The sequence below is a fragment of the Chelatococcus sp. YT9 genome (assembly GCF_018398315.1).
Lineage (GTDB): Bacteria > Pseudomonadota > Alphaproteobacteria > Rhizobiales > Beijerinckiaceae > Chelatococcus.
Genome location: NZ_JAHBRW010000001.1, coordinates 4,066,550 through 4,080,365 on the forward strand (window position 1 = coordinate 4,066,550; position 13,816 = coordinate 4,080,365).

Annotated in this window: 11 protein-coding genes; 5 read left to right on the top strand and 6 right to left on the bottom strand. The window is 60.1% G+C overall.

Translation table 11 applies throughout. The annotated features are described in order from the left end of the window. Nucleotides 1-46 precede the first annotated feature (46 nt). The gene (locus tag KIO76_RS18795) at nt 47-1,558 is read right to left on the bottom strand and encodes an ABC transporter substrate-binding protein (RefSeq protein WP_213324665.1); all 1,512 of its coding nucleotides are present in this window, start codon (nt 1,556-1,558) and stop codon (nt 47-49) included. Between the two features lie 175 nt (nt 1,559-1,733). On the opposite strand from KIO76_RS18795, the gene KIO76_RS18800 reads away from it, so the two are divergent. After that, entirely contained in the window at nt 1,734-2,285 is a 552-nt protein-coding gene (locus KIO76_RS18800) for a cupin domain-containing protein (protein WP_213324666.1), read from the top strand. Nucleotides 2,286-2,383: 98 nt separating this feature from the next. Continuing rightward, a complete protein-coding gene (locus tag KIO76_RS18805) occupies nt 2,384-3,382 on the top strand; it encodes a dipeptidase (protein WP_213324667.1) in 999 nt (332 codons plus the stop codon). A 224-nt stretch (nt 3,383-3,606) separates the two neighbouring features. Here the strand turns inward: KIO76_RS18805 and KIO76_RS18810 are convergent, their stop codons facing one another. From KIO76_RS18810 to KIO76_RS18830, 5 genes are all read right to left on the bottom strand, one after another. Beyond that, complete coding sequence (locus KIO76_RS18810; protein ID WP_213324668.1) at nt 3,607-4,611, bottom strand: dipeptidase; 1,005 nt, start codon at nt 4,609-4,611, stop codon at nt 3,607-3,609. A gap of 81 nt (nt 4,612-4,692) precedes the next feature. Next, on the bottom strand, nt 4,693-6,207 hold the full coding sequence (locus KIO76_RS18815; protein ID WP_213324669.1) for an ABC transporter substrate-binding protein: 1,515 nt from the start codon (nt 6,205-6,207) through the stop codon (nt 4,693-4,695). 272 nt (nt 6,208-6,479) lie between these two features. After that, a complete protein-coding gene (locus KIO76_RS18820) occupies nt 6,480-7,364 on the bottom strand; it encodes a carbohydrate ABC transporter permease (protein WP_213324670.1) in 885 nt (294 codons plus the stop codon). Further along, nucleotides 7,361-8,281: a carbohydrate ABC transporter permease gene (locus KIO76_RS18825; RefSeq protein WP_213324671.1), complete on the bottom strand. Its 921-nt coding sequence runs from the start codon at nt 8,279-8,281 to the stop codon at nt 7,361-7,363. The genes KIO76_RS18820 and KIO76_RS18825 overlap by 4 nt, the downstream gene beginning before the upstream one ends. A gap of 350 nt (nt 8,282-8,631) precedes the next feature. Continuing rightward, nucleotides 8,632-9,876, bottom strand: coding sequence for an ABC transporter substrate-binding protein (locus KIO76_RS18830; protein WP_213324672.1), 1,245 nt, complete (start codon nt 9,874-9,876; stop codon nt 8,632-8,634). A gap of 95 nt (nt 9,877-9,971) precedes the next feature. Here KIO76_RS18830 and KIO76_RS18835 point away from each other — a divergent pair, with 95 nt between their 5' ends. The 3 genes from KIO76_RS18835 to KIO76_RS18845 all read left to right on the top strand — a co-directional run bounded on the left by KIO76_RS18835 (nt 9,972) and on the right by KIO76_RS18845 (nt 13,806). Further along, entirely contained in the window at nt 9,972-11,066 is a 1,095-nt protein-coding gene (locus KIO76_RS18835) for a GntR family transcriptional regulator (protein WP_213324673.1), read from the top strand. An 88-nt stretch (nt 11,067-11,154) separates the two neighbouring features. Next, nucleotides 11,155-12,216, top strand: coding sequence for a lactonase family protein (locus KIO76_RS18840; protein ID WP_213324674.1), 1,062 nt, complete (start codon nt 11,155-11,157; stop codon nt 12,214-12,216). Nucleotides 12,217-12,276: 60 nt separating this feature from the next. Then, the gene (locus tag KIO76_RS18845; protein ID WP_213324675.1) at nt 12,277-13,806 is read left to right on the top strand and encodes an ABC transporter substrate-binding protein; all 1,530 of its coding nucleotides are present in this window, start codon (nt 12,277-12,279) and stop codon (nt 13,804-13,806) included. Nucleotides 13,807-13,816: the final 10 nt, after the last annotated feature.

Here is a 13,816-nt window from a genome sequence, read left to right on the forward strand (position 1 = left end):
GGCCCGGATTTTATTCCGGGCCCTCATCACTGAACCGAGGCGTGATCTACTTCAGCGAAGTATTATAGAAATAGAAGCGCTGGTCGCCGCTCGGCTTGAAGTTCTCGAGCTTGTTGGTCGTTCCGTAGAATTCGACGCCAGCGAACAGAAATATGATCGGCGCCTCATCATGCATGATGCGCATCGCCTTCTTATAGATCTCGTCGCGCTTGGCACGGTCGGTCTCGCGTGCTCCGGCATCGATCAGCGCATCGAGCTCGGCGTTCTTGATATAGGAGTAGCGATAGTCCGAACGATAGGCAGCGATCGCAAAGCCTGGATCATCGGGAACCCCAAGGCCGATCAAGCCGAGAGGCGCCAGCTCGCGAGCGATGAACTGACGCAGGAATTCGCCTGACTCGAGCGAGGTGATCTTCGTTTTCACGCCGACCTTATCGAGCATGCCGGCAATGGCTTCGCAAAGCTCACGATCATTGGGATAACGGTTCGACGGGCATTTGAAACCGACCTCGAAGCCGCTGGGAAAGCCTGCTTCTGCAAGCAGAGCCTTTGCCTTGGCGGGATCGTAGGGATAGTCGTCGATCGAGGGATCGAAGCCGAGCTGGTTCTTCCGCAGGATCTGGCCGTGGAGCATCCCCCCCTTGCCGAAGAAGAGGTTGTCGATGATCGCCTTTTTATCGATTGCGTAGTTCAGCGCCTGGCGAACGCGCTTGTCTTGAACAGGGCCTGGGTGGGTTTCAAGCGACGACTGCACGACCTGGAATACCCGATAGCTGTCGACGCCGATCAGCTTCAAATCCGGACGCGCCTCGAGCTCGATCGCCGTGGTCACCGGCAGGTTGACGGCAAGCCCATATTCGCCCGTCGTAAGACCCGCAGCGCGCGCGGTATCGTCCGGCACGGCCTTCCAAACGAGCCGATCGATGCCTTCCGGCAACTTGCCCCAGTATCCCGTGTTCTTGTCCATCACGAGCCGGTCGTCCTTGACCCACTCGGTCAGCTTGAAAAGACCGGTGCCGATCGGCTTCTGACCAAAGCCCTTAGGTCCGACCTCTGCCCAATAGGCAGGTGGTGTCACGAGCACCTGCGCAAGCATCAGTTCAAGGGCAGGGTAGGGATATTTGAGACGAAGGCGGACCGTATGATCATCAACCTTCTCGGCGCCCGCAAGACCAGTCGAATAGACCGTGTAAGCGGACGCGATCTTTGGGTCCATGAAGATGCGGAGACTATGGACCACGGCATCCGCATTCATCGGCTCGCCGTTGGTGAAGCTGACCCCCTTGCGCAGCTTGATGAGGATCTCAGTCTCGGACACCTTCTCGAAGCTCTCCGCCAGGAGAGGTTCGATCTTGCCGCTGACCGGATTGTTGAAGAACAGCGGCTCCAGGATCGCGAAGGACGGGTTGTTCGTCGACAGTGTGCCGAACAGATCCGCTGGGTCGTAGGGCTGGGCGATGGTCAGGGTCGCCGCCACGGCGTTGGCCGACAAGGGCAATGCGGAGGCCATGAAGGGAAGCGTCACCGCAAGCGCAAGTGCACGCAGGTTGGGGCGCATCTTATTCTCCTCGGAAGTTAAATTATGACGAGCGTATCGCTATTTTTTGAATTTACAAAAGAAAATTTCACAAATATCGTAATGTCACCCAATTCATTATGAAGCATCGAAGGTCACGCCCATTCCTGCCCTCGCCAGCAATTCAGCCGCCCTGGACCGTGAAACGGACATCTCTGTGGGTGATCGCATTCGCCAGCTCCGCCTGGCGCGCGGTCGTTCCCTGAAGGAAGTTGCGGAACGAGCCGGGCTGTCGATCGCTCTCATCAGCCAGATCGAGCGAGGCCTTTCCTCCGCATCCGTGCGCGTTCTCGCGCGGCTTGCCTACGGTCTCGATGTGGACATCGCTGACCTGTTCGAGCCGCCGTTTGACGAGGGGGACAGCGAACGGCCCATTGCGCGCGTCAAGGACCGCAAGCGCATTGAGTTGGCGCAAACGGGAATCACGAAGGAACTGCTCACGCCCTTCCGTCGCACGCCGCGCTTGGACATCTACATGATGACGATCGAGCCCAACGGGAAATCGGGCGACGAGAGCTTCGTCCACGAGGGTGAGGAAGCTGGCGTTATCCTTGAGGGAAGCCTCGATTTCTTCGTCGATGGGCGGCGTTACGTTCTGGGCCAGGGCGATTGCTTTCGCTTCGCCAGCCAGCGCCCCCATAAATACTACAATGCAGGCCCCATTCCCACGAAGGTGATGTGGGTTCTGTTTCGCAGCGACGAGAAGTAGCGCCGGGCCGGCTGACAGTCGTCTGCCTTTTCTGGCCGCATAGACGCCGGGCCCCACACAACCAGGGGCGGCCGATCAAGAACAGAGGAAATCCGGAGGTGTCCGAAGTGTCCCACATCGTCATAGACGGCCTGAATTGCGCATCAATGAACCGCGACCAGATGGTGCGCACCCATGAGGGGGGTATCACCGCGCTCAACTACACATGTCTGCCGGTGCTCGGGGACCTCGTCGCCTCCCTCACACGTCTGCAGGCCGTGCGCGATACCATCGAGGCGATGCCTGACGTCGCCCTGATCGTGTCCTCGACCGCAGACATTCGGGCAGCCCACGAAACAGGCCGGGTTGGGGTCATCCTCGGCACCCAGAACTCGACAATGGTCGAGGCCGACGTGGCGCTGCTCGGTGCGTTCCGGACACTGGGTCTGCGCATCCTGCAGCCCACCTACAACGAGCAGAACGCCTTCGGTTATGGCGCATCCTTCGACGCGAGCACCGATCTCGGCATCACCGAAGCCGGGCACGCGTGGCTGGCCGAGATGCACAAGCAGCACCTCATCGTTGACCTGTCACATTGCGGCCCGAAGACAACCGACGACTACCTGGCGGCCGCCAAGGAGCCCGTCGTCATCAGCCATTCCAACGCCTTTGCGCTTTGTCCCAATCCACGCAACAAGTCTGACGACCAAGCGCGCGCGGTCGCCAAAACCGGCGGCCTCATTGGCGCGGTGCTGTGGTCGCCGCTCGTCAAGATCGAGACCCGGCCCACCCTCGACGACTATATCGACCATGTCGCGCATCTCGTGAGAGTCGCCGGGATCGAGCACGTGTCTTTCGCGACCGACCTTGTCGAGCCGCATCCCGATCCTGTGAAATGGGACAAGGCGGTCGGTCCGAACGGTGAATATCCAAACATCACCGGCATTCTCGGTGACTGGTATCGCTACGAGACCCGCCTCAATACCGGCTTTCAATCGATGAGGGATACACCCGGGATCTGGGAGGCCATGCGGCGCCGCGGCTTCAGCTCGTCCGACATCGAGAGGATCGCCTCGGGCAATTGGCTTCGGGTCATGCGTGATATCTGGGGTGCGTGAGGTTCCCATTCCCCCCCAGAAGCGGAACCAACGCAGGATCCAGCCGGGCTTTCTGGCCCGGCTGGATCTTTCTACTGGAAACAGGTGCGGCTCGTGACGATGCAGTCCACCTGAAATACTGCTGAAATCAGCCTTAAGGTCGCGACATTCGGTCGACCGGCGGGGCTTCTTTCTGGCCCCACTTCCGGCTGGGAGATGAACAACGTGAGGTGGAGAGGGACTGATCAGCCGCCCCACACTTCGGCGTAAACGCGCAAGAGGTTGCCGCCCATGATCTTGTCGACATCCGACGGGCTGAACCCTTTGCGTTTTAGCGCTTCGCTCAAATTGGGCGTTTCAGCGAGGCTCTCGAAGCCCTCAGTCATGCGACAGGTGAAGGTGAACCAGGGACCCATGACGCCGGTAACCTCGGGATACATGCCGCGGGGACCGAAGGATTTCTGCCACTGCTCCTCCGATGCATAGGTTCCCTCGGACAGGTCGCTGCCGAACGCCACATGGTCGATGCCGATCAGATTGACGACGTAGGCGACCTGTTCTGCCCAGTCGTCCAGTGTCGGCCGCGTCGCATGCCGTGTCATAGGCGGCCAGGGCGTCAGACCGACGGTGCCGCCCGTGCGCGCGGCGGCGCGGATCAGCTCGTCTGGAATGTTGCGCAGGCTGTTGCACACCGCGCGCGCGTTGGAATGGCTGAAAATGACCGGACGCTTCGAACGGGCAAGCACGTCGGCGGCCGTGCGGTAGCCCACGTGGGACAGATCGATAAGGATCCTCAGCTCATTCATGAGCTCGACCCAGCGCTCGCCCTTTTCGGTCAAGCCGTCGTCTCCGCCCTCTGCGAGCACGCCGCAGCCAAGAGTGTTTCGCTCCATATAGGTTGGCTGGAGAATGCGAAAGCCGATGCGTTGCAGGATGCGGAGAAGTTCCAGATCCTCCTCCACCACGACCGAATTCTGCGCGCCCAGAATGATGGCGAGCTTGCCGGCGGCTTTCGCTGCCTTGATATCGGCGACGCTGCGGGGGATGACGGCGATGTCGTGGTTCTCTGAGATGACCGCCAGGCTTCGCGCTAGCGCCGGCATGGCGGTGGCAAAATCGTGGGGCGGACGGATCGCGGTGAGATTGATGGCTGTGACGCCGCCCTCCAGCGTGCGCAGCATCTGCTCGCGGCTGACGCGCGCGCAGTTCAAGCCATCGACGACGATGGCATCAGATGACGATGATGGCATGACGTTCCTTGCACTCCCATAGTCTTCGGAACATTCCGGACAGGCGACTTCTCAACTGGCGAATTCCTGGCGATGCCAATGTCACGGCTTTAGAGTGACACCGTAGAAGAAGAAGCGTTGGTCGCCGCGCGGCTGAAAGCCCTCGAGCTTTTTCGAGACGCCGTAGAAGTCGTATCCGCCGTAGAGAAAGACGATAGGCGCCTCTTCGTGCATGAGCTGCATGGCCTGGCGATAAATGGCGGTACGCTTGTCACGGTTCGTCTCGCGCGCGCCAGCGTCGATTAAGCCGTCGAGCTCCGCATTGCGCATGTAGGAATAGCGCCAGGACGAGCGATATTGCGCAACCTGGAAGTCGGGGTCGTCAAGGGGCGCAAGTCCCAGAAACGCCATCGGTTGCAGTTCACGCGCCCGGAGCTGGCGCAGAAACTCACCGGCCTCGAGCGACACCATCTTTGTGCGAACGCCCACCTTGGCCAGCATTCCGGCGATCGCCTCGGACACCTCGCGGTCCTGCGCATAGCGGCCTGAAGGAAATTTGAAGACGATCTCGAAGCCATCGGGATAGCCGGCTTCGCGCAGAAGCGCTTTAGCCTTCTCCGGGTCGTAGGGGTAGTCCTTAAGGGATGGATCGAAGCCCAGCTGTTCCTTGCGCAGCACCTGCCCGTTGAGCGGGAAGGCACGGCCGGCGAACAGGCTGTCGATGATGAGCTTCTTATCGACGGCATAGTTCATCGCCTGGCGGACGCGCTTGTCCTTCAGAGGACTTGGATGTTCCTCGAGCGAGGACAGAATCAGCTGAAATATCCTGTAGCTTGGCACCTGCATCACTTCGCGGTCGGGCAGACGCTCGATGTCGCCGATGGCGGTGATGGGAATATTCGTGGCGACATCGAACTCGCCGATCGTGAAGCCCGCGACACGGGCTGCATCGTCAGGCACCGGGCGCCAGACGAGACGATCGATACCGTTCGGCCCGTTGCCCCAATACTGGGTGTTACGCTCCATGACCAGCTGATTGTCTTTAATCCACTCCTTCAGGATAAACGGTCCAGTACCAATTGGCTTCTGGCCGTAGGCTTCCAGTCCGACGCTCGACCAATAAGCGGGCGGCGTGATGTAGACCTGAGTCAGCATCAGCTCGAAGGGCGGGTAGGGGAACTTGGTGTGCACGGCGACGGTCATGTCGTCGAGCTTCTCGACCCGGTCGACCGCCGCTGCATAATTGGCGTACGCAGGCGCCTGCTTCGGGTCGAGGAACACCTTGAAGCTGTGGACCACCGCATCGGCGTTCAGGGGTTCGCCATTGCTGAAGCTGACACCCTTGCGGATTGTCAGCTTCATGGTCGTTGGCGCGACGAGCTCCCAGCTTTCGGCAAGAAGAGGTTCGGTCTTGCCGCTGGTGGGATTGTTCCAGAGCAGAGGCTCGACGATCACGCCGCCGGCATTGAGATTGTCCGACGCTGTTGTGCCATTCGGCCAGAGAGTCTGTGGATCGAAGCCCTGAGCCACGGTCACGGTTTTCGTCTGCGCCACGGCCATAGTCGATGACGTGACGATGGCGAGCAGAATGAAGGCACGGCGCACAGCTTGCAGCATGAAGCGAGCTCCCCTTCTGACGTCGCGCGAGCTCGACCTACTTTTATTTAAATGAAGCCGTTTGATGCGCGCGACGATGAAATTATGAGGATCGTATTCGCAAAAAGTGAAGTCGGAAAGGGATATTTCAGACCTGCTGCAGCATCAGGCCATAGGCGCACCACATTGGTCTGACGGTGCTGTTTTTTACGACGATCACCGTTCGTTAAAACAAACAAGGCGCGGATGACATCTGTCAGCCGCGCCTCGGATCTCGATGGCCTTGCTGTCGCCTAGCCCTTCACGGCACCGGACGTCAGGCCGGAGACGAGATAGCGCTGGATGACCAGGAAGAACGCTGCAGCGGGCAGCGCGAAAACGACCGACGCCGCCATCATCTCGTCCCACGCCACCGAATACTGGCTCTCGAAGGAGGTGAGACCGACCGAGAGCACCCAATTGCTCTGGGTGGCGATGAGCGTGCGCGCCAGGAAGAATTCATCCCATCCGGTGATGAAGGAGAAGGCTGTCACCACCACGAGCCCGGGAATGGCCAGCGGTAGGGTCACCCGATAGAAGGCGCCCATGCGGCTGCAGCCATCGATCTGTGCCTGCTCCTCGAGGTCCGCTGGAATGCGGTCGAAGAAGCCCTTCATCAGCCAGGTCGCGAGCGGCAGAATGAAGGCCGCGTCGGCGATCGCAAGCCCGATCAGGGTATTGTAGAGGCCGAGCTGCCGGAAGATCACATAGAGTGGCACGACGATCAGCGTCGCGGGCAGCATTTGCGAGAACAGGATGAAAATCCCGAAAGCGCCGGTCATTTTGCCGCGAAAGCGCGACAGAGCATAGCCGGCATTGATCGCCACGATGGTGCAGAAGATCGACGTTGCGGAGGCCACGACGGCGGTGTTGGTCAGCCAGGTCAGTACCGCGCGCTCTGTGAAGATCTTTTCATAGGCTTTGAGGGAAATGCTGCTGGGAATGATCCGCGGCGGCCATTCGAAGAGAGAGCCGGTGTCCAGAGAGGATACGAGCATCCAATAGTACGGAAAGATCACGATCCCCGCGCAGAGCAGCGTGAAGATGAAAGCAGCGGTGCTTCTCACAAGCGCGAGCCGCGACGACCCTGCGATCGAAGACGAGTCCATCCTCTTTGCGGTACTGACGAAGGATCTCATGGTGTCTCGCTCCGGCGGGCGATCAGAAAGAAATAAACCAGGCTGAAGCAGAGCAGGATTACGAGAAGCACGGCGCCGACCGCAGAGGCGTAGCCGATGCGCTGATATTGGAAGGCGACGTTATATGTGAGAATCGACAACGTTTCCGTCGCGCGCGCTGGCCCACCGCCGGTCATCGCATAGATCATCGTCACGCGGCGGAAGGAATTGAGAATCAGGATCAGGATGAGGATGACGTTGACGGCTCTCAAGCCAGGCAACGTCACGTGGATGAAGCGCCGGAAAACGCCTGCGCCATCCACCATCGCGGCTTCATACTGCTCGTCGGGAATGGTCTGCAGACCGGCAAGCAGGATCAGCATCGCGAAGGGGAATTGCTGCCAACTCGTAACCAGCACAAGAGCCGGCATGGCCAGCCCTGCGCTTGTCAGCCAGGCGGCTGGAGCACTGAGAATGCCGGCTTCAACCAGGACGTAGTTGATGACGCCATACTGGGCATCCAGCATCCACACGAAGATCATGACGGCCACAACTTCGGGGATGGCCCACGGCATGATGAAAAGTGTGCGAATGAAGCCACGACCGGGCATCTTGCGGTTGAGCAGCAACGCAAAGCCGAGCCCGAGGCAATAGGTGCAGAGCATGGTCACAATGCCGTAGGTGAAAGTCACCGTTACGGAATTCGAGAATGCCGGATCGCTCCCCAAAGCCACGTAGTTGGCAAGGCCAATAAACTGGCCCTCGCTGTAGCGCAGTAGCCGCGTGTTGAAAAAGCTGAGCGCGATGCCCCGCACGATGGGATAGAAGAGGAGCCCCGCCATAATGATCCCCGCCGGCAAAATGAGCCAGACGGGCATCCAGTCGATGGGCGCCGGACGCGATGGCTGAATGACCACCGCCGATGGGTCCCGTTTCATGAATCGCTCGCAAATTGGTATTAGACTGGTACGATACCAGATCGGTGGGTCCACTGGCATGGACTGGAATCATCGTGACAGGAGAGGCATGGCGATCTTTTTCGGACAGGCCTTTCCCCGGCAGTGGGAGAGCCGGGACCTAGCCCGGCCTCGAAAGCCGCGAACGGTCGGTGATGACGGATCGTCTGTAGATGAGTGAACGCTGTGAAGCGTCGGGGAAACGGCACGTGAACGGCCACCTAAACCCCAGCCCCCAGCGGGTCAGGATCCTTCCGCCTTGCCGCAGGCTCGGCGGGAGGGCCCGCGGGCGACCGCGGACCGTACATAGGACCGGGAGGTGAGCCTGGCCGTCACCGGGTTTTCGCCCAGGTCTCCAAGGCATTCTGTGCCTGGTTCAGGCCTTCCTCGACCGTCGCCGTCCCCGCATAGATCTTGGCGAGATGGTCAGAGACGATCTGCCGGAACTCAGCCGCATCGACCGCGTAGCCGGGCGGGGCATAACCGAGTCCGCCAGGATATTTCGCCGCGATCTCGACCATCTTGCCGACCCAGGGGTTGCTGGCGAGGAATTCCGGGCTGAGCTTCACGTCCGTGCCGGGAATCTGCAGGAGCTTCTCGACATAGGCGCGCTGGGCCGGCTCTGCGTTGATGATCTCGAGATACTCGCAGGCCTCGGCCTTCAGCTTCGAGCCTGCGGGAATCGTGTAGTAGGCGCCGCCGGTGATGGCCGCATGGGTCGGCGTCGGCATCACGGCGAAGTCCACCTTTTTCAGGAGATCCGGATTGGTGGTGCTGACCTGCCCGATCACCCAGGGACCGTCGAAGATAAAGGCGACCTTACCCTCTGCGAACATGGTGCGAATCGCGTTGGCATCGAGGCCTTTTGGGCTCAGGCCCTCGTCAAGGAAGCGCTTGGTCCATGAAACGCCTTTAATCGTCAGCGGATCGTTCGCGGTGATGGTGCCGTCCGGCTTCGACCAGTCGCCACCCAGCCCGATCACCCACTGCATGCTCTGCAGATAGGGGAAAAGCGCGTTCGACATGTTGTTGGGGAAGCCATATCCCCACTGGCCGGTCTTTTCCTTCACCGCCTTCGCGGCGGCATGGAACTCTTCGGGCGTGGTCGGGATGCTCGTGATACCGGCTCTTTCCAGAAGGGCCTTGTTCACGATCATGGACTGAGGGCTCATTGTGAGCGGCACGCCATAGGTCTTGCCGTCCTTCTGCGCGAACTTGATCGAGGATAGCAGCCTGTCCTTGTAGGAGGAGGCCGCGATACAGTCGTCGAGCGGCGCGAGCACGCCCGCATCGATAAGCGGGGCAAGCATGTTGGTGTAAGCCGGCATGAGGTCTGGCACATCGCCAGCGGCGATCTGCGTTGTGATGACGTTCTCGAAATTGGCTGGAGACAGCACCGTGGCCTCGACCTTCACGCCCGGGTGCTTGGCTTCGAACTCCGCCTTCCGCTCCTTGTGCCAGGCTCCGACCTGGCCTTCTTCCCACATCCAGCTCGGATATTTGAAGGTCTTGTCCTGCGCGACGGCCGCGCTTGAGAGCGCCGCGAGGCAGCACACGCCAGCGATAATCGCTTTCATAAAAAATCCCCCTTTGTGACCGGTATTATCATTTCAGCTGTTGTTGTCGTTTGAGCGTTCATGTAGAATACATGTTCTATGGAGCGATACAATCCATGACCGCAGATAAGACCGGACTTATGGAGCGCGCGCTGCGCGAGGCAATCGAGGAAGGGCGCTATGTGCCCGGCCACTCGATCCCCTCTGAGCGTCAGCTCATGGAGGAATATTCCCTGTCGCGCACCACCGTTCGGCGGGCGATTGATGCGCTTGTTGATGCCGGGCGGCTTGAGCGTCGGCCTGGAAGTGGTACTTTTGTCGTAGACCGCCTGGCGAGCATTCGCCCTGGTCCCGCGCGTCCGACGCGGCTCGCGCTGATCATCCCCACTTTTTCGAGTCCGTTCTACGGCGAGATGATCGATGGCATGGAGCAGGAGGCGCGTAGCCATGATCTCAAGGTCATGGCGAGCCAGTCCGAATATCGCTTCGAAAGTGAGAGCGAGCAGCTTGGCGAGGTTGCAAACGATCCCAGTATCGGCGGGGCGGTCGTCGCGCCCGGCGCGGTGGATCGCCCGACCCCGGGCGCTCTCAGGGTGATCGAGGTCGGCAAGCCCCTCGTCTATGTCGGCCGCTGGCCGAAAGGGCTCAAGATCGACGCCATTTCAACCGACTACCTGACGGCTGCGAAGCTTGCCGTGGCGCATCTCATCGCGCTTGGTCACAGGCGCATTGCCTATGTCGAAGGGGCGCCGCATTTCCACAATTTCTCACCCTACAGCGGCTATAGCGAGGCGCTCAGGGAAGCGCGCGTGGCGCAGCATGGGGAGCTGGTATGCCTTCCCGATCTGCCTTCTCAGGAGGCGGGGCACGCTGCTGTGACCGATCTCGTCCGTCGGGGCGTCGAGTTCACGGCAGTCTTTGCGCGCAACGACGTGACTGCCGTGGGTGTAATGCGCGCGTTGCGCGAGAGGGGGCTCAGTATTCCCCAAGACGTCTCCGTCGCCGCTATTAACAATAGTCTTCTCGCACGCTCACTCGATCCGCCCCTGACCACGGTCGACCCTTTTCCGTCGACGCTCGGACGGCTCGCGCTCAAGCTCCTTCATGAAAGGGTTTTGGGGCAATATGCCGGGCCCCCCATACGGATTACGCTCGACCCGACGCTTAATGTACGGGAATCAAGTGGCCCACCGCCGAGGGCGCGTAAATGAATTGTCCAGCGCCCACAGCGGGAAGTGATGGTAGCTATTCGATGCTACCCACCGTCTCGTGTCGGGCGCTCCTGCGAGGGAGGTGCCTGTGACTGAGCGCTATTTCGCAGTTGGTAGCTTCACTGAAAGCTACGGGGATTTTCGGGCGGCCGGAGAGGGGGTCTCTCTCGTCCGGCTTGGCGAGGATGGACATCTCGCGCTGGTTGATTGCCTCCGCGATCTGCCGAACCCATCCTATCTCAAGCCGCTCGGTAACGGTCGTTTTCTCGCGGCGCTGGAAGTTGATGACGCGCGGAGCGGCATCGCGACCGTTGCAGCCGACTGTGAAATGGGTAGGCTTCGCCTCGTTCATCGCCGGCCAGTTCCCGGGCGCGTGTTGTGTCATCTCGATCTTGATCCGACGGGGCGATGGCTCGCCGGTGCATGCTACGGCAGCGGACATGTCCTGACGCGCGGCATCGACGCGGACGGCTTAGTTGCGGACGAGGGCAGCATGGTCCAGCGCCACGGTCATAGTGTCCACCCCCTACGACAGACTGTTCCGCATCCCCATGCGGCCCGCTTCTCACCCGATGGCGGCTGGATCGTGGTTCCGGACCTCGGCACGGATGAGGTTGCTTGTTATCCCGTCAATGATGGCCGGCTCACGTCAACGCCGCCGCTCGTGTGGCACGCCCCGGCGGGCTCGGGACCACGGCTTGTTCGTTTCAGTCGAGACGGGCGCCATGTTGTACTCGTTCACGAACTGGCAAGCGAGGGTTCGTCGCTCAGCTTCCGCGACGGCCGGCTTGAGGAAACGGCGCGTGTTTCGACACTGCGCACGCCTTTTCCCGGCGAGAACACCGCGGCGGGGCTGCACTGGCATCCGACCCGGAGTATCTTCGCCGTCTCGAACCGCGGCGCCCACACTATTGCTTTCTTCGAATTCGACGATGCGACGGGCGCGATAGCACCCTGGTTCGATATGCCGAGTGGTGGTGATAAGCCGCGCGACTTTGCCTTTTCACCGTGCGGACGCTGGGTCATCACAGCGAACCAGAATGATGACAGTGTCATGGTATGGGAAATCGACTGGCAAGAAGGGCGCGGCTACCGTACCCACTTTCGGCTAGACGTAGGAACGCCGAGCTGCGTTCTTTTTTTAAAATAAGAATAGAACAACCGTAATAAACCGCGTATTTATATTATAAATACGAAAAGGGGAGACATAATGAAACGGAAGTATCATTCCCTTCTGGCAGTGGCCTTGGTTTCACTTCCATTTTATTCGGGGAGTGCTATCGCGGAGCCGAAGCGTGGCGGTATTATCAACGTGGCAACCGTCGGCGAGCCGCCGACGCTCGATCCCATGGTCTCGACGGCCGATCTGGTCGGCATCGTTAGCCAGCACATCTTCGAGACGCTCTATACCTTCGGCAAGGACTGGAAAATCACGCCTCTTCTTGCTGAGGCGCTACCTGAAATATCGCCGGACGGCAAAATCTATACAATCAAGCTGCGTGATGGAATTGCTTTCCACGACGGCGGCACCATGACGTCTCGCGATGTGGTCGCTTCACTGAAGCGCTGGACGGAGAATGCTTCTCGCGGCAAGCAGACCGCGACCAATATTGCTTCGATCGAGCCGGTCGGCGACCTGACCGTGAAGATCACGCTGAAGGAGGCCTACGCCCCGCTTCTGGCTTTGCTGGCCTTCAACAATTCGGCAGCCATCGTGCTGAAGGCGGATAATCAGGCGGTTCCGTTGGCCAAGGTGGCCGGGACGGGCCCTTATGCCTTGAAGGAGCGCAAGGCCGACCAGTATATCCAGCTCACCCGCTTCGATGGATACAAATCACGTTCCGGCGATTCGGATTTTTACGGCGGCGCGCGCAAGCAATACCTTGACGAGATCCGCTTTGTTCCCGTGCCGGATCCCAATACGCGTGTTGAAGGGGCCGTTGCGGGGCAGTTTGCTTACGCGGATTCCCTGCCGGTCGAGTCCTTTGACCGTCTGAAGACGGGTAAGTCGACGCCGGCCGTTCTGAAATCTTTCGGTTGGCCGGTCTTCGTCATGAATACGAAGGAAGGCATCACATCCAGGCTCGAGGTACGGCAGGCGGTCCAGGCTGCGCTCGATCCCAACGATATGCTGTTGGCCGCGTTCGGTTCCAAGGAGTTCTATGAGGTCGATGGTGCGCTCTATCCGAAGGGCTTCATCTGGCATACCGAGGCGGGCACAAAGCTCTACAATCAGGCGAGCCCGGAGAAAGCCAAGTCGCTTCTCGACAAGGCCGGCTATAAGGGCGAGCCACTCGTCATTCTGACGAGCCGGCAGTACGAATTCCATTACAAGATGGCTCAGGTGGCCAAGGCCTATCTGGAGCAGGCGGGCTTCAAAGTCGACATGCAGGTGGTCGACTGGGCAACGCTCACGCAACGCCGGGCTGATCCGAAGCTTTGGGGAATTTATATCACCCATAGTCCGTTCCTGCCGGAGCCGGCCCTGTCGAGCTACATGTCCGACGCCTCGCCGGGCTGGTGGTCAACGCCTGCGAAACAAGCGGCCGTTGGCCCGTTCAACACGGCAGTCAATACGGACGAACGTGTGAAGTTGTTTGCCAAGGTGCAGGAGGCCGTGTTCGCCGAGGCGCCTCTCTACAAGGTCGGCAATTTCAATGCGCTTTACGCGCAGGCGCCGAATCTGAAGGGCGTGGAGCCAGCCCCATGGCCGTTCTTCTGGAACGCCTCTCTGGACTGACGAAAGCCGG